The organism is Candidatus Clostridium stratigraminis (genome assembly GCF_045310675.1).
In the GTDB taxonomy this organism is placed as follows: domain Bacteria; phylum Bacillota; class Clostridia; order Clostridiales; family Clostridiaceae; genus Clostridium_AT; species Clostridium_AT stratigraminis.
Window position 1 is genome coordinate 117,963 of the sequence record NZ_JBJHZZ010000003.1, and the last position, 18,031, is coordinate 135,993.

General features: G+C 31.6%; 16 protein-coding genes and 1 pseudogene. 2 read left to right on the top strand and 15 right to left on the bottom strand.

Features of this window, described 5'->3' with window-relative positions; genetic code table 11:
- Positions 1–32: 32 nt before the first annotated feature.
- Complete coding sequence (gene hypD / locus ACJDUG_RS07225; RefSeq protein ID WP_406769219.1) at positions 33–1,100, bottom strand: hydrogenase formation protein HypD; 1,068 nt, start codon at positions 1,098–1,100, stop codon at positions 33–35.
- Positions 1,101–1,182: 82 nt separating this feature from the next.
- A complete protein-coding gene (locus ACJDUG_RS07230) occupies positions 1,183–1,410 on the bottom strand; it encodes a HypC/HybG/HupF family hydrogenase formation chaperone (protein ID WP_406769220.1) in 228 nt (75 codons plus the stop codon).
- 309 nt (positions 1,411–1,719) lie between these two features.
- On the opposite strand from ACJDUG_RS07230, the gene ACJDUG_RS07235 reads away from it, so the two are divergent.
- Positions 1,720–2,124: a hypothetical protein gene (locus tag ACJDUG_RS07235; protein WP_406769221.1), complete on the top strand. Its 405-nt coding sequence runs from the start codon at positions 1,720–1,722 to the stop codon at positions 2,122–2,124.
- 86 nt (positions 2,125–2,210) lie between these two features.
- On the opposite strand, the gene ACJDUG_RS07240 is transcribed toward ACJDUG_RS07235, so the two are convergent.
- Complete coding sequence (locus ACJDUG_RS07240; RefSeq protein ID WP_406769222.1) at positions 2,211–4,754, bottom strand: calcium-translocating P-type ATPase, SERCA-type; 2,544 nt, start codon at positions 4,752–4,754, stop codon at positions 2,211–2,213.
- A gap of 412 nt (positions 4,755–5,166) precedes the next feature.
- Here ACJDUG_RS07240 and ACJDUG_RS07245 point away from each other — a divergent pair, with 412 nt between their 5' ends.
- Entirely contained in the window at positions 5,167–6,810 is a 1,644-nt protein-coding gene (locus ACJDUG_RS07245; protein ID WP_406769223.1) for a putative manganese-dependent inorganic diphosphatase, read from the top strand.
- A 21-nt stretch (positions 6,811–6,831) separates the two neighbouring features.
- Here ACJDUG_RS07245 and ACJDUG_RS07250 read toward each other — a convergent pair whose 3' ends face one another.
- The 12 genes and pseudogenes from ACJDUG_RS07250 to fliQ all read right to left on the bottom strand — a co-directional run bounded on the left by ACJDUG_RS07250 (position 6,832) and on the right by fliQ (position 18,015).
- On the bottom strand, positions 6,832–7,593 hold the full coding sequence (locus ACJDUG_RS07250) for a hypothetical protein (protein ID WP_406769224.1): 762 nt from the start codon (positions 7,591–7,593) through the stop codon (positions 6,832–6,834).
- Positions 7,594–7,605: 12 nt separating this feature from the next.
- The gene (locus tag ACJDUG_RS07255; RefSeq protein ID WP_406769225.1) at positions 7,606–7,770 is read right to left on the bottom strand and encodes a hypothetical protein; all 165 of its coding nucleotides are present in this window, start codon (positions 7,768–7,770) and stop codon (positions 7,606–7,608) included.
- 185 nt (positions 7,771–7,955) lie between these two features.
- The gene (locus ACJDUG_RS07260; protein ID WP_406769226.1) at positions 7,956–8,768 is read right to left on the bottom strand and encodes a flagellar hook-basal body complex protein; all 813 of its coding nucleotides are present in this window, start codon (positions 8,766–8,768) and stop codon (positions 7,956–7,958) included.
- 17 nt (positions 8,769–8,785) lie between these two features.
- Positions 8,786–9,577, bottom strand: coding sequence for a flagellar hook-basal body complex protein (locus tag ACJDUG_RS07265; RefSeq protein ID WP_406769227.1), 792 nt, complete (start codon positions 9,575–9,577; stop codon positions 8,786–8,788).
- A gap of 193 nt (positions 9,578–9,770) precedes the next feature.
- Positions 9,771–10,379 carry a hypothetical protein gene (locus tag ACJDUG_RS07270; protein WP_406769228.1) on the bottom strand — a complete coding sequence of 203 codons (609 nt, stop codon included), beginning with the start codon at positions 10,377–10,379 and terminating at the stop codon, positions 9,771–9,773.
- Positions 10,380–10,396: 17 nt separating this feature from the next.
- Entirely contained in the window at positions 10,397–11,122 is a 726-nt protein-coding gene (locus ACJDUG_RS07275) for a FliA/WhiG family RNA polymerase sigma factor (protein ID WP_406769229.1), read from the bottom strand.
- Positions 11,123–11,164: 42 nt separating this feature from the next.
- Complete coding sequence (locus tag ACJDUG_RS07280; protein WP_406769230.1) at positions 11,165–11,797, bottom strand: flagellar brake protein; 633 nt, start codon at positions 11,795–11,797, stop codon at positions 11,165–11,167.
- 13 nt (positions 11,798–11,810) lie between these two features.
- The gene (locus tag ACJDUG_RS07285) at positions 11,811–12,665 is read right to left on the bottom strand and encodes a MinD/ParA family protein (protein WP_406769231.1); all 855 of its coding nucleotides are present in this window, start codon (positions 12,663–12,665) and stop codon (positions 11,811–11,813) included.
- Positions 12,659–13,818 (bottom strand): annotated as a pseudogene (gene flhF / locus ACJDUG_RS07290) (flagellar biosynthesis GTPase FlhF). The gene ACJDUG_RS07285 and the pseudogene flhF overlap by 7 nt, the downstream one beginning before the upstream one ends.
- Positions 13,819–15,888 carry a flagellar biosynthesis protein FlhA gene (gene flhA, locus ACJDUG_RS07295; protein WP_406769232.1) on the bottom strand — a complete coding sequence of 690 codons (2,070 nt, stop codon included), beginning with the start codon at positions 15,886–15,888 and terminating at the stop codon, positions 13,819–13,821.
- Between the two features lie 15 nt (positions 15,889–15,903).
- Positions 15,904–17,733 (bottom strand): fused FliR family export protein/FlhB family type III secretion system protein, encoded by a 1,830-nt coding sequence (locus ACJDUG_RS07300; protein WP_406769233.1) that lies wholly within the window; start codon positions 17,731–17,733, stop codon positions 15,904–15,906.
- Positions 17,734–17,745: 12 nt separating this feature from the next.
- The gene (fliQ, locus tag ACJDUG_RS07305) at positions 17,746–18,015 is read right to left on the bottom strand and encodes a flagellar biosynthesis protein FliQ (RefSeq protein WP_406769234.1); all 270 of its coding nucleotides are present in this window, start codon (positions 18,013–18,015) and stop codon (positions 17,746–17,748) included.
- Positions 18,016–18,031: the final 16 nt, after the last annotated feature.

The following is an 18,031-nucleotide window of genomic DNA, read 5'->3' on the forward strand; positions in this document are numbered from 1 at the left end:
TTCATATTATGCATTAGCTTAAAGAGAGGGCGCTAGAAGGTGCTGTATTTATAGTATGCTGCACAGCTGCCTTCTCCAGATACCATACACGGCCCAATTGGATTTTCTGGAGTACATACCTTCTCAAATAGCGGACATTCATTGGGTCTTAGTTTCCCTTTAAGGATATCACCACATTTGCAGCCATTATTTCTATTTGTATCTTTTACATTAATTGGATATGTGTTTTCTATATCAAATTGCTTATACTCATTATTAAGCTTTAGCCCGCTTTTAGAAACTGTTCCTATTCCTCTCCAAGGGTCATCTACTTCAATAAAGGTACTATTAATCAGGTCTTTAGCTACTCGATTCCCCTCATGCTTTACCAGTTTAGAATATGGATTCTTTATTTTAAAATTCTTCTCTTTTAAGCTCTTAATAATGAAGAATATTCCTTCTAATACTTCATCCATTTCAAAACCTGCAATTGCAGCTGGACAGTGATATTCTTCTAAGAATTCAAAACCTTTTTCTCCTATCACAACAGCTACATGACCGGGACAAAGAAATCCATTTATTTTTAAGGTTTCATCCTCAAGTAACAGCCTCATTACAGGTTCTACTAATTTATGAATAGAAAGTACAAAGAAATTTTTTAACCCTTTTCCCTTAGCTTCTCTTACTGCAATGGCTGTAGCAGGAGCAGTAGTTTCAAAACCAATTCCTAAAAATACAACTTTTTTTGTAGGATTTTCTTCTGCTATATTTACAGCATCCATACTTGAATAAACCATTTTTACATTTGCTCCCTTTGCCTTTGCATTTTCTAAGGTTAAGCTCGGCAAGGATCCTGGAACTCTAATCATATCCCCATAGGTAGCAATAATAACTTCTTCCTTTAAGGATAAATCATATATATAATCAAGATAAAGATCTGGAGTAACGCATACAGGACAACCTGGCCCTGAAATTAAATTTATATTTTCTCTTAAAGCAGATCTAATACCGAACTTACTTATAGCGTTTGTATGCGTTCCACAGACTTCCATAAGGTTTATCTTTTCATCGAAGCTATTAATATATTCTAAAATTTTATGGATTTCTTCCATGCTTCTCATTTTTTCACCTGCCTATAATAAGTTCCCGCCAAATGGCCGCAATTAGCATAGTGCTATTTGAACCTTTGGTTAAAAAGCTTATTTAATTATTATTAACAGCCTGTTCAAGTTCATTAACTATATCCAAAGTCTCTAAAGCAGAGCTTTCATCAAGCTTTTCTATTGCAAAGCCTGCATGAACCATTACATAATCACCTATTTTTAGATTTTCAATTAAATCTATTCTTACTTTTCTCTTTACTCCATTTAATTCACCAATGGCTTCTTTATTATCAATTTTAACAATTTTTAAAGGTAATCCAAGACACATTATAACGCCTCCTACTTTAATAAAAAGCTATTAAGTACTAAGTTCTATTACATTATAAAAATCAACCTATTTACAATGTTAATAATAGCATAATTTTATTAATTTGTAAGCCGATTTAGAAAAATGAGTAATAGTTTACTATTATTTTTGGTAAAACTATAATTAAAATTAACAATCATATTTTAAAGCAATGTAAAATATGATATAATGTTGAATAAAATGTCCTATATATGTGCATTATTGCAGTGCATATTATCTTAAGAAATGATAATTCATTAAATCAAATATATTTATAAAGGAGTCATACATATGAGTATTAAAGAAAAGTTTTCTAAGTATTACACTGACACATATCTAAAAAGATACGGTGATAGAATTACACAGGTTCAAGGAAACGTAGTTTCAGTAAAGGTTGAAGAAAAAACCATACTTTGGTTATTCCATAAAATAACTGCTACTTTAATAATAAAGCCAGATAGAAGTAAAACAGTTGTTAAATGTGTCTATAAGAAAAATAGATGGTTTAAAAAGCCTGCTTTTATGGTTATTAATCAAGGCAACTTACTTTTAGTTCAAGGGCTTAAGGGTAAAAAAGGCAAAGATAACAGGGAATTGATAACTATAATGAATATAAGAAACTTAACGACTAAGAAAGACTTGATTCCTGTTGAGGGAAAAGTGCAACAAGTTCGAAAGGTTCAAAGGATAAAATAGTTTTTTGTGTATAACCTATAAATATTAAAGAAAGTGCCGCTTTTGTGGCACTTTCTTTTTCAATTTTATAGACATTTATGTTATTTCTATCTATTAATATAAAGGTAAAGACTGTTTATAAAGGCAATAATACCTGAGAAGAAGATTACTATTAACCACTGACCTAAGTCTAAGGCCACTGTATGAAATACCCCCTGTAAAAACGGAGTATAAATAACACTTAGAAGCATTATTATAGAGGTGAGCACTGCCCCAACTAAATAGATATTTGTAAACAGTTTTATTTCAAATATAGAATGTTTCTCTGATCTACATTCAAAAACATGAATTAGTTGTGAAAGTATTAAGGTTCCAAGTGCTAAAGTTCTGCATGTATCTAAGCTGAATTTATAATATTTTCCTACTAAGAAAGATAGTACAGTGCAAATACCTATTAAACTTCCTCTTAATATTATTTTTTCTTTTAAACCTCTTGCAAAAATGTGCTCATTTTTTGGCCTTGGTTTTTGAAACATTATATCCTTATCTGGAGGATCAACACCCAATGCAATTGCAGGAAGTCCATCAGTAACTAAGTTTACAAATAAAATTTGTATAGGCAGCAAAGGTGTTTCTAAGTATAGCAGTGAAGATAAGAACATTGTAAGGACTTCCCCAAGGTTGCAGGATAGTAAATACCTTATAAACTTCCTTATATTTTCATAAATAACTCTACCTTCTTCAACAGCGGCTACAATAGTTGAAAAGTTATCGTCCATCAATATCATTGACGATGCTTCTTTTGTAACATCGGTACCTGAAATACCCATAGATACACCTATATCTGCTTCTTTAACTGCTGGTGCATCATTAACACCGTCCCCTGTCATTGCAACTATGTGATTTTTATTTTTTAAAAGCTTCACAATTCTAAGCTTGTGATTTGGATTTACCCTTGCAAAAACATTAATTTTATCAAGCCTAAAAGATAGCTCTTTATCACTTAATTTATCTAGTTCCTCTCCTGTAATTACTTCACCTTGTTCCCTGCAAATATCAAGTTCTTTTCCTATTGCATAGGCTGTATTTTTATGATCACCTGTAATCATTATTGGCCTTATCCCAGCTGCATTACACTTAAACACTGCATCCTTAACTTCTTTTCTAGGAGGATCAATAATTCCTGCGATACCTAAAAATATTAGATCTCTTTCCAGACTACTATTTTTTGCTAGCCCTGTATCCTTGTAGGCAGCTCCTAAACATCTTAAAGCCTTAAGGGACATATCCTCGATTGCTGTTGTAATTTTATTTTTATAATAAGAGGTAAATAATTTTGTTTCTCCATTTACTAATATGTATTTACATTTTTCTAAAAGCCTTTCTGGTGCACCTTTTACAAAGCAATATTCTTTTATACCTTCTTTTATAATAACAGACATCATTTTTCTATTAGATTCAAATGGAATATCAAATATCCTTTTCCCTTTTGAAACAAAATTTATGTAGGTTTTAGTATCTTTAAAAAAAGCCTTTATTAGAGCAGTTTCTGTGGGATCTCCCATTAGACTCTTTTGCAGCACAGCTTCCTTCTCATTAAAGTTAACGTCATTACAATATGTAAATGCTTTCTTCAAAAGTGTATTTTCTGGTATATCTCTTATATTTAAATCATAGAGTCTTTCATTAATGAAAATAGCCTTAACTGTCATATTGTTTTGAGTTAAAGTACCTGTTTTGTCACTGCATATTATAGAGGTGCAGCCTAAGGTTTCTACAGCTGGAAGCTTGCGAATTAGAGCATTTCTTTTAAGCATTCTTGAAACTCCAAGAGCAAGTGCAACTGTTACTATTGCTGCAAGACCTTCTGGAATTGCAGCAACAGCAAGGCTTACTCCAACTAGAAACATTTGATATTTATCCTGTCCTCTTAAAATTCCCATTAGAGTAACAACAGCACAGATTACTATGCAAATAACAACTAATATCTTTCCAAGTGAATCAAGTCTTAATTTTAGGGGAGATTTTTCATTTTCAATGTCTTGTAGCATATTTGCAATTTTACCCATTTCTGTTTTCATACCAGTATCCATTACCTTTGCAATACACTTACCAGTTAGCAAAACAGTTCCCATGAAAATTTGATTTTCCTTTGTTTTTGTACTTTTATTAACTCCTACAGATTCCCCAGTAAGAAGTGATTCATCCACCATAAGGGAATTGGACTCTAGAACAATACAATCTGCTGGAATCCTATCTCCGCTTTCAAGTAGTGTAATATCCCCGGGCACAATTAATTCAGCGTTTATAACTTGGACCCTTCCATCCCTTACTACTTTAGCTGCAGGAGCTGCCAACTTTTTAAGAGCTTCTAATGATTTCTCTGTCTTATATTCCTGAATAAAACCTAGTATTGAATTCATAATGACTATAATTAATATTGTTATTGCATCTGCTTTTTCTCCCATTATTCCGGAAATAATTGTTGCAGCAAGCAAGACCCAAATAATAAAATCATTGAATTGAGATAAAAATATATTAAAAGGTGAAATTTTTTTGCTGCTCTTTAGTTGATTTAAACCATATAAATTTTGCCTTTTATCTACTTCGTTTTTACTTAATCCTGCGTGGATAAATTCGCTATTAACCATGTTTCCCTCCTGTAATGCTTTATAGTACGCAAAGATTATTAATCTTTGCGCCTCCAATTCTCTTTATAGCACACAAAGATTATTAATCCTTGTACCTCCTGTTATGTTCTGCAGTCCCTCCGCAAAGTTTATTAAAAATACACCTCCTGTAATGCTCTGAAACATGCAAGGATTTTTATTCTTGCGTTTCCTTATTTTCTCCTGCTACTTATAGTAATATATGAGCTTAAATACATTGTTATGAAAAAAAATAAATGTAATTGCCTATTTACAAGGCTGCAAAATAACTTTAAAATTAAGCTATATTTAAATATTCTCAGATGTTTCTATATATTTATGAAAGTTAAGTTTTAATATTATTCAAAATCTAAAAAACACATTAACTTATGATAAAAAATGGAGGGATTCTAAAATGAATGATTTATTATATATAACTGGCCATAAAAATCCTGATACTGATTCAATTTGTGCTGCTATAGCCTATTCAGAATTTAAAAATAAAACCGGAGTACTCCAGGCAGTTCCAGTTAGGCTCGGAGATATTAATAGAGAAACTGAATTTATACTAAATTATTTTGATGTAGAGGTTCCTAAACTCGTTGAAACAGTTAAGGTTCAAGTATCAGACTTACATATAGATAACGTTGCTCCTGTTGCACCAGATATTTCACTTAAAATGGCTTGGAACATAATGAAAAGGAATAATACTAAAACGCTTCCTGTAGTTGATGATAATGATTCCTTAATTGGAATAGCTACTATAACAAATTTATTCACCAGCTTCATAGATTTTTGGGATAACAATATATTATCTAAAAGCTACACAAAATTAGAAAATATTCTTGACACCCTATCAGCCAAATATATTTATGTTAAATCTAGCAATTTAAGTCTAGGTGGTAAGATAGTGACTGCTGCCATGCATCCTGACAGTGCAGAAGAAATTATTGAAGAGGGTGATATAGTTATATGCGGTGATAGAGAAGACACGCAGAACACTATTATTAAATGCAATGCGGCACTAATGATAGTTACTGGGAATCATTTAGTTAGTGATGAAGTAATTGAAATCGCAAAGGAGCAGGGTACCTCTATAATATCCACACCTTTTGATTCTTTTACTGCTTCAAGACTTATAACTCAAAGTATTCCAATAAGCTATGTTATGACGAAAGATAATATTCTTAGCTTTAGTACAGAGGATTTTGTTGATGAAATAAAAGATGTAATGCTTGAAACAAGATATAGAAGCTATCCAGTAGTTGATTTGGAAAACAAAGTTATCGGTACTATATCCAGATATCACCTCATTAGCCAAAACAGAAAAAAGGTAATCTTAGTCGACCATAATGAAAGAACCCAATCAGTGCACGGTTTAGAAGATGCAGAGGTTTTAGAAATAATAGACCACCATAGAATTGCTGATATACAAACTGGAAACCCTATTTATTTCAGAAATGAACCAGTTGGCAGTACTTCAACCATTGTAGCTTCAATATTCTTTGAAAATGGAATCAGACCTTCTAAAAAGGTTGCAGGATTATTATCTGCTGCTATTATATCAGATACCTTACTATTTAAGTCTCCTACTTCTACAAATGTAGATCAATTGATGTTAAAAAGGCTTTCTGAAATAGCATGTATAGATGTTGAAAGTTTCGCTAAGGAAATGTTTAAAGCAGGTACTTCATTAAAAGGAAGGACTGTAGGAGAAATTTTTCATCAGGACTTTAAAACCTTTACCCTTAATGGATTAAAAATTGGAGTATCTCAAATAAGCACCATGGATCTTGAGGGCTTCTCAGAAATGAAAAATGACATGCTTAATTTAATGGATAAAAAAGCATTAGAGAACAATTTTGATCTTTTAGTTTTTATGTTAACAGACATACTAAAAGGCGGATCAGAATTACTAATTGCAGGCGAAGAAAAAGAAATTGTAAACAGAGCCTTTAATGTAAAACTTAACTGCCCAAGTATATACTTACCAGGAATCTTATCAAGAAAAAAGCAAGTGATTCCTCCAATTACTGCTGCTATAACCTCATTAAAATAAGAAGTGGATAATATCCGCTTCTTATTTTATTAATAAAAAGAAAATTATAAAAATAATTAAGCAAATCCCATAGCCGATACTTAAGTAATCCTTAACACAAACATCATCGATTTTTTTTGAGTATTCTCCATAGCTTTTTAAATAACTAGTATTCTTTGAGCTATAGAGGTAATAAAAATTTACAGACTCCACATATGCTCCTAAAATATCTACATTTAATAAAGGTCTCATAATGAAATTTACAAAGAAATCCCCCTTAAAATCGATACCATATCTTTTGTTTTTAAAAAGATAGATAATATAAAGAAATACCTCTGCAATAAATGAAGGTAAAATGGTAAAAATGGTAAATAGAAACTTAAATATAATAAAGTCTTCATCTAATTGATAAACATTGTAAACAAACATATAAATTAAGCTTACTAAATTACCAAAAAAAACTATTAAAAGTAATGGAGCTATAAATCCACCAACCATTGATTTTGAAATAATTGAAATGGAGTCGTAAAATTTAACTTTTTCTCTTTGCCTTAAGTTTTTCTTTTCTGTATTGCTTATATCTATAACTAAGAAGGCAGTTATAAAATTACTAAGCTCAATTATTTTTATTTTGTTTAATAATAAGCAAATTAATAAAATTACAATACAATAAATTAACTGCAGCATTATTTTATTTTTAATTACTTTTTCTAAATTAAGGTTAATTCTAACAAATAAATTTTGCCTATCAAATTTCCACACTATTATGCTTAAAAAACATCCTAAAACATAACCAATCCCCATGATATTCCCCCATTATTCTTCTATTTCTTCTGCAGGTACAATAGTAAAATTGATATTTTCATCATAATTATAGGGCATGGACCTCTGCTTTATGCATAAAAAACACCTTGGGTCAAACATCAAGTTACAGCAAGCTCTCATATCTATGTCATCATTATAAATATTCATATTTTCCATGGCTTACCTCCAATAATAATCTATATAACATTATATGTTTATGTTTAACGGTTTTATGAAATTAAAAAAAGTTTGAAAAGAATTTAGATATAGCATCTGAAAGATCAGTAAAGCCATTAGAATCCAAAAAAAATAATATGTTATAGCAACATATTATTTTAGAAACTTTTATATTATAAATTCATTTACTTAGATCTTAGATTGTTTGTTATACTCCACATTTCATCTGCTGTCTTCATAGCCTTAGAATTCAGTTCAAAAGCTCTTTGAGCTACTATCATATCTGTCATTTCTTTCCCTAAATCAACATTTGAAAGCTCAAGGAAGCCTTGCCTAATAGTAGTATCATTGACTAAATAAGGCTTTTCAACAGGAACATCTACCCCATTTATATTTTTAGTAGCTACTGTATAGAGGTTATTTCCAATAGAAATAAGAGAATCTCCGCTTATTACATTATAGAGACTTATTTTTCCAACAGCCTTCTCTTCTCCATTGACAGTATTAAAAACAGTTCCATCTTCATTTACTTTAAAGCTATCCTTGGTAAAATGATTATCTACTTGAGAATTAGTGTTAAAATCAATTATAAGTTTATTTCCATTTTTGTCTACTATATTTCCTTCACCATCAATGTTAAAGCTGCCTGCTCTGGTATAAGCTGTTTTATAGGTACCATCTGCATTTTTATCTGGAAGTTGAACCATAAAATAACCTTGTCCATCTATTGCTAAATCAGTTTTTGCATCTGTTTGTGAAAGACTTCCTTGAGTATTATCCCTTGACCACACGCCTGTTCTTACGCCTGTGCCATTTAAGCTCTCTCTAGAATTAGGATAGCCTACTCTATTTAAGTTTTCATATACTAAATCTCTAAAACTTACATCAGTCTTCTTATATCCCTCAGTATTTACATTTGCTATATTATTAGATATATTATCTAATTTATCCTGTTCAGCACTCATTCCACTTCTACTGTTCCACAATATTCTTAGCAACTTTTGCGCCCCCTTTATTAAACCTTTCCAACTTCATTAACAGCCTTGCCAAGAGTTTCATCAATAGACTGTACCACCTTTTGGTTCGATTCAAAAGTTCTTAACACGGTCATCATATTAACCATTTCATCCAGTACATTTACATTCGACTTTTCTAAGGAGCCCTGGCTTATTGAAATTTTAGGATTTTGAATCGGGTTTGTTCCTTCATATAGATTGTCTCCAACCTTTTTTAGAGTATTATAATCAGTAAAATCAGCAGCAGCAAGCTTATAATTTAATCCATTCAAACTAAAGCTGCCATCACTTAACAATTTGATTTCATTACTTCCTGCATTAATTTGGGCTGGAGCCCCAATAGGCTGCCCATTAGCATTAACCTCATAAGCAAGCACCTTATCACCGCTATCATTAACTAGAACTCCATCACTATTAACATGGAAGTGTCCATCTCTAGTGTAGTAAGTATTATTAACGCCATTTACATTTCTTGATACTGCAAAGAAGCCTCTCCCGTCAACGGCAAAGTCGCTCCATTTATCAGTCTCTTCAAGTAATCCTTGAGTAAAACTAGTATTAACTCCATCTATTTCACTTCCAAGGCTTAAAGATCCAATAATATTTCTTTCATTTCTTCCATTAGTAATTTTATCATAATTTTGAATAAGCACATCATTAAATTTCTTTATGGCAATATTGTCCCCTTTAAAGCCCACGGTATTTGCGTTAGCCATGTTATTAGTTATAACGTCTTGTTTGGCTTCTTGTGTTATAAGTCCTGAAACCGCTGTATATAGTGATCTAATCATTTACTCACATCCTTATTTATTACTTTAAATTCACTAGGATATTCCATACCAAGTGCTCTGGCCTTATTTTCTATTTCGGTACTGCTTAAGTTGGTATTAATTTTTATAGAAGTCATAACAGCTGTAGCTAAAATTATTCCTATGCCTATACCTAGTAGAATTTTTCTATCACTAAAAAATTCAAAAATAGCCTTTATCGTAGATATAATTCTTTTATTAATAGCACCTCACCCCTGCCTATGCTAAGTTTCTCAGAAATTTCTTCAATAGAAAGTCCTAATGCTAATAACTTATTAATTTCATCTATTTTTATATTATTACTTAATTCATTATCGTCATTTATTATATTTTCTTTAATATTACTTAATTTCTCATTATTATCGATAATTTCAGAATTAAATTCACTTTTGTTTTCTTCTATTATTTTAGTTATTTCGGAAGCTTTATTTTCTTCCATAATTTTAGATTTATCTATGTTATTTAAATAAATATCATTGCCTTCTTTTATTTCACTTTCAATTGTATCATCTATATGTTCTGCTTTAAAATCTTCTGCCCTATTAATAGGCTCATTAATATTCTTGCTGCTATCATAGTCTTCCTTAAGTATAACAATTTCCTTTTGAAGTTCTAATATGGTTTCTGAAAATTCTCTTCTGATTTCAGAAAGCTTAATATCAAATTCCTCCATATCTTCTTCGGTATGTATGAATATATTTTTAAAGGAGCTTTTTTCTTTTTTTATAGCTCTTATATTAAAGATTATAAGTAGTAACCCAATACCTAATAGAATCAATACCATAAAATCACACCTTAAGCTTAATTATATTTTAATTTTGAAAGTTCCTTTCTTAAATGAACAATAGCTCTGCTGTGAAGCTGACAAACTCTAGATTCTGAAACCTCTAGAACCTTACCTATTTCTTTTAAGGTTAAACTTTCATAATAATATAAAGATAAAACAGTTCTATCCTTCTCGTTTAAATTATCTAAAGCCTTTGTTAAATACTCTATTTCTTCTTTTTCCTCTAATAACTTATATGGACTGGGACTTTTTTTATCCTCAATAGTTCCCATAAGCTGCATATCATCGTCTTCAGAAAATACCATATCTTCTAACGATACAACAGATAGATAATTAATATAACCTTGAATTTCCTTAACTTCATCTTTAGTTATATGAAGCTTTTTTGCTATTTCATCATCTGATGGTTCCCTTAATAATTCCATCTGGAGATTTTCCATTGCTGTATTATATTTATTTAGCCTATCCATGGCACCTTTCGGGATTGGGCTGTTTCTTCTTAATTCATCAATCATAGCTCCTTTTATCCTAATAGAGGAATAAGTAGAAAATTTCATACCTCTGCTTTCATCAAATTTGTTTATGGCATCCATAAGCCCAATCATTCCGTAGCTTACCAAATCCTCGTACTCTACATATTTACTTTTTCCGATTATTACCCTTGAAGCGATATATTTAACCAAGGGTATATATTTTAAAACTATTTGTTCTTTTACATCTGTTTTAAGTGCTAAGGCCATAGAACTTCCCCCTTTTAGTAAATACGCTCCTACATTATTTCTTTATTTTCCTTTATTCATTTGCTCACGCATAACCTTGAAAATAAACCTTATAAGCTTTTCTCTTTTCCTCTCATCTAAATCCGTAAAGCTTACACCGCAGATGCTTTTCTTTTTATCCTCATCTTTATCAATTCTTACAACTTCACCTTTTAAAATCAGTTTCTCATTACCTAAAGGAATATGAGTCACTATTTTGCTTCCAAGTTTAACTTCCTCACTAAGTTTAATTTTCATTCCGCCGCCGCTTAAATCTATCATAATTGCCTTGAAAGGTTTTAAAGAAACTGACTTGGTTCTTTCCATAAAGTATTCAATATCACAAATTAAAGGAACCCTGACAAACCTTCTTCTTTGTATTTTTACGACTTCCTTAGGTATTTCAATTAGTATTAGTGGAATTCTGTCTGTTTGCCTGTCTGTTACAACAGAGTAAAATTTATAAATATCATTTTCAAAGTAGTAAAAAACTTCAATCTGTTCACCTATTCTAAGAGGTATATATTTCCCATCCTTTATAGGTATACTTATGTAAATTGATTTATCATCTGTATTTTCAATATTACTTTTGTAATAGTCATCATTCCACGAAATTTCTAATTTACCATTAATAATAAAGGTTAATCCGTCTAACATTATATAAATCTCCTTATGAAAAAATACTGAATAGTTTTTTAAAAAGCCCCTGAACTCCTACCTTTTCTTCTTTTTCATCAGTACCAATTAGTTTTCTTGCAATTGAATTTATATCCTTAGAAGCGTCACAATTGGGATAGGATAAAATAAATGGCTGCTGGCTCCTAACGGCTTGTACCAACTTTTTATCTTCTGCTATGCTCCCTAAATACTCAAGATTTATTTTTAAGAAGTTCGTTACTGCATTATTATATTTATTATAGGTATGAACGGCTTCTTCTTCATCTAATGCTCTATTTATTACAACCTTAGCTTTATTCTTAATTTTAAAGTGCTTAATTGCTTTTAATAGACTATAGGCATCAGTTAAGGAAGTAGGTTCCGGGGTAGTTAAGATTATAAGTTCTTCGCAGCATGCAACAAAGCCTAAAACACTTCTATTTATACCTGCTCCTGTATCCATAATTATGTAATCTAAGCCCTTAAGGTCCTCAAGCTTCTTAATAAAATTAGCTCTCTGCTTATCAGTAAATTCTTCAATTTTTGTAAGTCCTGAACCACCAGGTAAAAGTTTAATTCCACTAGGTCCAGTAACAAGTACATCTTCAATTTCTTTCTCATTAAAGATAACATCAAACACATTATATTTAGGTAAAAAGCCCATTAATACATCGTCATTTCCCATTCCTACATCAGCATCAAAAATCATAACCTTTTTCCCCATTAAAGAAAGTGCAATTGAAAGGTTAACTACAAAATTACTCTTTCCAACTCCCCCCTTGCCAGAGGTTACAGTGATTATTCTGGCTTTATCCATATTTTCATTGTCCGCAGCTAGCTGCCTTAATCTCTGCGCTTGATCTAACATATATTAGCCTCTCCCAAAATAAGATTGGAAACTTCATTAGTTGAAATATGCTTAATATCATCTGGTACATTTTGTCCTGTAGTAATAAAGCTAAGTGGCTTTTTAGCAGCATCTAAAATATTTAAGATAGAGCCATAAGTGCTAGTTTCATCAAGCTTAGTTATTATGACATTGTTATAACTTAGTACCTTAAAGCCTTCTACTATTGAATTTATATCCTTAGCCTTGGTAGTGCTGCTTATAACTAAATGTATATTCTCTGTATTTACACGTTCTATAAAGGCCCTAAGCTCAGATATCTGCATAGAATTTTTACTGCTTCTTCCAGTAGTATCTACTAAAATTACATCACAGTTATTTAATTCATCTATAGCCTTCTCCATCTCTTTTAAAGAAAACACAACTTTAAAAGGAATATTCATAATATCAGCATAGGTTTTTAACTGCTCAACTGCTCCTATTCTGTAAGTATCAATAGTAATAAGCCCGACCTTTTTCTTTTCTATTAAGGAAAGTCTTCCCGCAAGCTTTGCGATGGTAGTAGTTTTTCCAACGCCTGTAGGTCCAACTAAAACTATCCTTCCTTCCATTTTAACCTTTGAAACGGGAATCATAGTTTCTATTGCAAGCTTTACCTTTTGGTCTTCTTCTATTTCCTCATTTATGTCTTTCGTTTTTGTTATAACTTTTTTTACTAACTTTTCATTTAAATCAGAATCCTCAAGCCTTATTTGAAGTTTTGATCTCTTAGCAGACTTTTCAGGTTTTTTTTCTATCATATCATTTATAAGGCTTTTCATTTCTTGCATTTCTTTAATTAAATCACTATTATTTATGTTTTCTAAAGGCCTATTATCTTGGAGAACTTTATCTTTATCTATTGGCTCTTCCTTAGTCATAATATTCTCCTTAGACAAGGATTCACTTTCCGCAGCAAATCTTAATGCTGCTATGCTGTTATTAAGATCTTCTTCGTTCTTTTTAGCATTTTCAATAGCAGCAGTTACTTCTAATATTTTTTTAGAAAAAAACCTTTAATGCCACCTCGTCTAATTTTCCTTTGGGTTATTATAACAGCCTCCTGACCTAGTTCATAACGTATTCTTGTCATAGCTTCATTCATGTTATTAACTAAATACCTTTTTATTATCATTTACACTGTCACAACTCCTTCAGTTCTTATCTCTATGTCGTTTGGTATTTCATTAAGTGATAAGACCATAACACTAGGAAACACCATTTCAATTAATCTCCTAAAGGCAGGTCTAATTTTTGGTGAAACAAGTATTACCGGTTGATTTTCATTAAAGTAAACATTATCAATTACATTTTTTATAGAATTTAGAATCTTACCTGTAGTATCTGGGTCTACTGCTGGGAAAGAACCCTGCATTGATTTTTGAATATTATTTGCTAATTTTTCCTCTACTTCAGGTGAAAGAGTAGCTACTGTAATAGCACCCTTATCATCAACGATTGGATTGCAAATTGTCCTTCCTAATGTAAAGCGGACATATTCAGTTAATAGTTCTAAGTCCTTAGTAGACCTGGAGTTATCTGCAAGTGACTCTAATATAGAAACCATATCTTTAATAGGAACCTTTTCCTTAAGCAAGTTCTGAAGAACCTTTTGAACCTCACCAATAGTCATAAGGTCAGGTATAAGTTCCTCTACAACTGCACTATATTTTTCCTTTACTGCATCAACTATTAATTTTACTTCCTGTCTACCAAGAAGTTCATGTGAATGACTCTTTATAGTTTCAGTTAAGTGAGTTACCATAACTGTAGTTGGATCAACTACGGTAAGTCCTTTTATTTCTGCATCTTCTCTCTGATCCTTATTAATCCAAAAAGCTGGCAAGCCAAAGGATGGTTCTATTGTTTTTATACCTTGAATTTCTAATTCGCCATTAGTAGGATCCATACATAGAAGCATGTTAGGCATTAGTTCACTCTTGGCAGTTACAGTTCCCCTAATTTTTATTATATATTCATTTGTTTTAAGCTGAAGATTGTCTCTAATTCTAATTGGCTGTACTACAATCCCCATTTCTATAGCACATTGTCTTCTTACTGATGATATTCTTTCAAGTAAGTCTCCTCCGGCACTTTCATCTGCAAGTGGGATTAAACCATAACCAATTTCCACTTCCATTGGTTCAACAGTTATTAAGTTCATAACATTCTCAGGTTCTTTTCTTTCTGTTTCTATGATTTGCGCCTGTTCTTGCTCCATTTTTTCTATTACTTGATCCTTCTGATCCTTGAATAATAGATAAGCAATTGTTCCTACACTAAAGGTCAAAATTAAAAATATAACATGTGGTAGTCCTGGTATAAAGGTTAAAAATAAAAGAACAACAGCTGCAATTGCAATTACCTTTGGGAATCCAGTTAATTGATCAGCCACCAGATGTCCAAGATTTGTATCACTTCCAGAACGTGTAACCAATATACCGGAAGCAGTAGAAATTAAAAGGGCCGGAATTTGAGTTACTAGACCATCACCTATTGTTAATCTAACAAAGGTTTGTGCTGAAGTCGTTGCATCCATATTAAGCATTACTACTCCTATTATTATTCCACCTATGGAATTTATAAGAGTAATTATAATTGCAGCTATAGCATCTCCTTTAACGAACTTTGAGGCTCCATCCATGGCTCCATAAAAATCTGCTTCCATCTGAAGATTCTTCCTTTTAACTCTGGCTTGAGCTTCATCTATCATACCAGAGTTTAGGTCTGCATCTATGCTCATTTGTTTACCTGGCATAGCATCTAAGGTAAATCTTGCTGAAACTTCTGCAACTCTGCCAGAACCGTTTGTTATAACTAAAAATTGAATTATCATAATAATGAGGAATATAATTATACCTACTATATAATTTCCACCTACTACAAAGTTTCCAAATGCATCTATAATATGACCTGCATAATGATCTTTTAATATAAGTCTTGTAGAAGATATATTAAGTGCGAGTCTAAATAAGGTAGTAATTAACAGTAAGGTTGGAAAAACTGAAAATTGAAGTACTTCAGTTGTAAACATAGTTAAAAGAATTATTACTACAGCTATAGTTATATTTAAGGCTATTAATATATCTAAAAGCCATGTAGGCAAAGGAATAATTATCATTAAGACAATACCTACTATAACAAAAGCCACAAGTATATCAGAATTTCTTTTTACGTTAAATTTTGAATTTAAACTGCCTTCCACTTTGCCTCCGCCTTTCTACTTTCTCTTTTTCATTTTGTATATTGCCGCTAGTATTTCTGCAACAGCCTGATACATTTCACCAGGTATAGCAGAATCAATTTCTACTTCACTATATATAAGCCTTGCCAAGGCTCTATTTTCCATTATTGGTACTTTATTTTCTTTTGCAATTTCCTTTATTTTAATAGCTATATTATCAGCACCTTTAGCAACAAGCACCGGAGCCGAGTCCTTTCCTTCCTCATATCTAAGCGCGCAGGCAATATGAGTAGGATTAGTAACTACTACAGTAGCATTTGGTACAGCCTGCATCATTCTCCTAGAAGCTAATTCTCTTTGCCTCTGCTTTATTCTTGACTTGATTTGCGGGTCTCCTTCCTGCTGCTTAAATTCTTCTTTTATTTCTTGTTTGGTCATTCTAAGTTCTTTATTATACTTATATTTTTGATATAGAAAGTCTATGGCTGCTATAACTATCATGACAATTGTTATCTTAAAGAAAATTCCTATTACAATTTTGCTGAAAATAGAGGGTAATAATTCTATTCTTGTATTTCCAATGTTTAATAATGTATTATAATTACCTTTTATGTAGGTGTAGCTAATATAGCTTAGAATGCTTATTATTGCCACATCTTTTATAGTTTCAACAAAGGTTCTAAAGGAAAAAATCCTTTTTAATCCATTAATAGGATTAAGCTTAGATAGCTGCATCTTTATAGGCTCTCCGGTGAACATAAAACCCACTTGGATGAAATTTGCGGCTATACCAAAAATCATTATAGGTATAACCACAGGCAAAATTATTATTGCAGCCCGCCAAAGAGCAACTAAAGTTAAATTTTGTACTGTATTATAGTCAATATTTGTAGTTAAATAATTACCTAAAAACATCCTTGTAGTTGAAAGTAAGCTGTTTCCTACATACGCACCCAAAATAACAAGTATCAATGTAGAAGCTACAAGGGTTAGTGCCAAATTTACTTCCTTGCTTCTAGCAACTTGTCCTTTTTTTCTTGCCTCGCTTTTCTTTTTAGGTGTAGCTTCCTCGGTTTTATCCTCTGAAGCAAATATAATAATACATGGAATAATTTTAAAAAGTCCTTTTATAGCTTGTTGGGTATTATCAAAATTTAATACAAAAAGATTCATTATAAGTGGTAAAATTACAACCAAGCTTAGCAGTCCCATAAGTATTTTAATAGGCAGCCCCAATATCATAACATTTAACTGAGGTACTGTTCTGCCAATTAACCCAAGGGTTATATCCACAATAATTACAATTAATACTATTGGAACGGCAATTTTAAAACCTATTATAAAAAACTGAATAAAAGCTGTAAATATGAGGTTAAAGCTCGCCTCTGAAAGAATAAACTTACCAAGACTTATTGAATTAAAACTTTCAATTAAAGCTTTTATTAGCATATGATGACCGTCAATGCTAAAGAATAAAATAACACTGCTCCAGTACATAGCCTGCTCTACTAAAGTAACATTACTGTTTGAATTAGGGTCAAAGGTATTCACCATAGAAAACCCTATTTGAAGATCAATAATATTGCCCGCCATTTTTATGCTGTAAAAGCATAAATTTGTTATATAACCTAGGGTAAGACCTATAATAATTTCACAGAATACTGCAGCAACTAAGCTATAATTGCTGGCCACACTTAAGGTTTTGTAATCTATTCCAGGCATTAACACATAAGCTGTAACTAATGAAAGTGCAATTTTAGCAGCATTTGGCGTGCCTTTAGGGAAAAAAATTGGTACAACTATAAAGAAAGTTAACATCCTTACGAAAATTAAAATGAGAGTTGTAAAATATGCGATATCAATCAAAGCCTATCCCACCTAATGTACTATATTTGAAATAAGTGAAAAAATTCTTTCAGTAAAATTCACTGTTGTATGGAGCATCCAAGGTCCAGCTATAAGCCCAACTACTGCTGCAGCAATAATCTTTGGAACGAAAGTTAGTGTCTGTTCCTGAATTTGGGTAGTTGCCTGAAATATACTGATAACAAGTCCTACCACAATGGCTACCAAAAGTATAGGAGCTGCCACTAGAAGTCCGGTTTGAATCGCATCCTTTAATACAGACATAATCATATTTTCACTCATCTAATATCACTCCTGC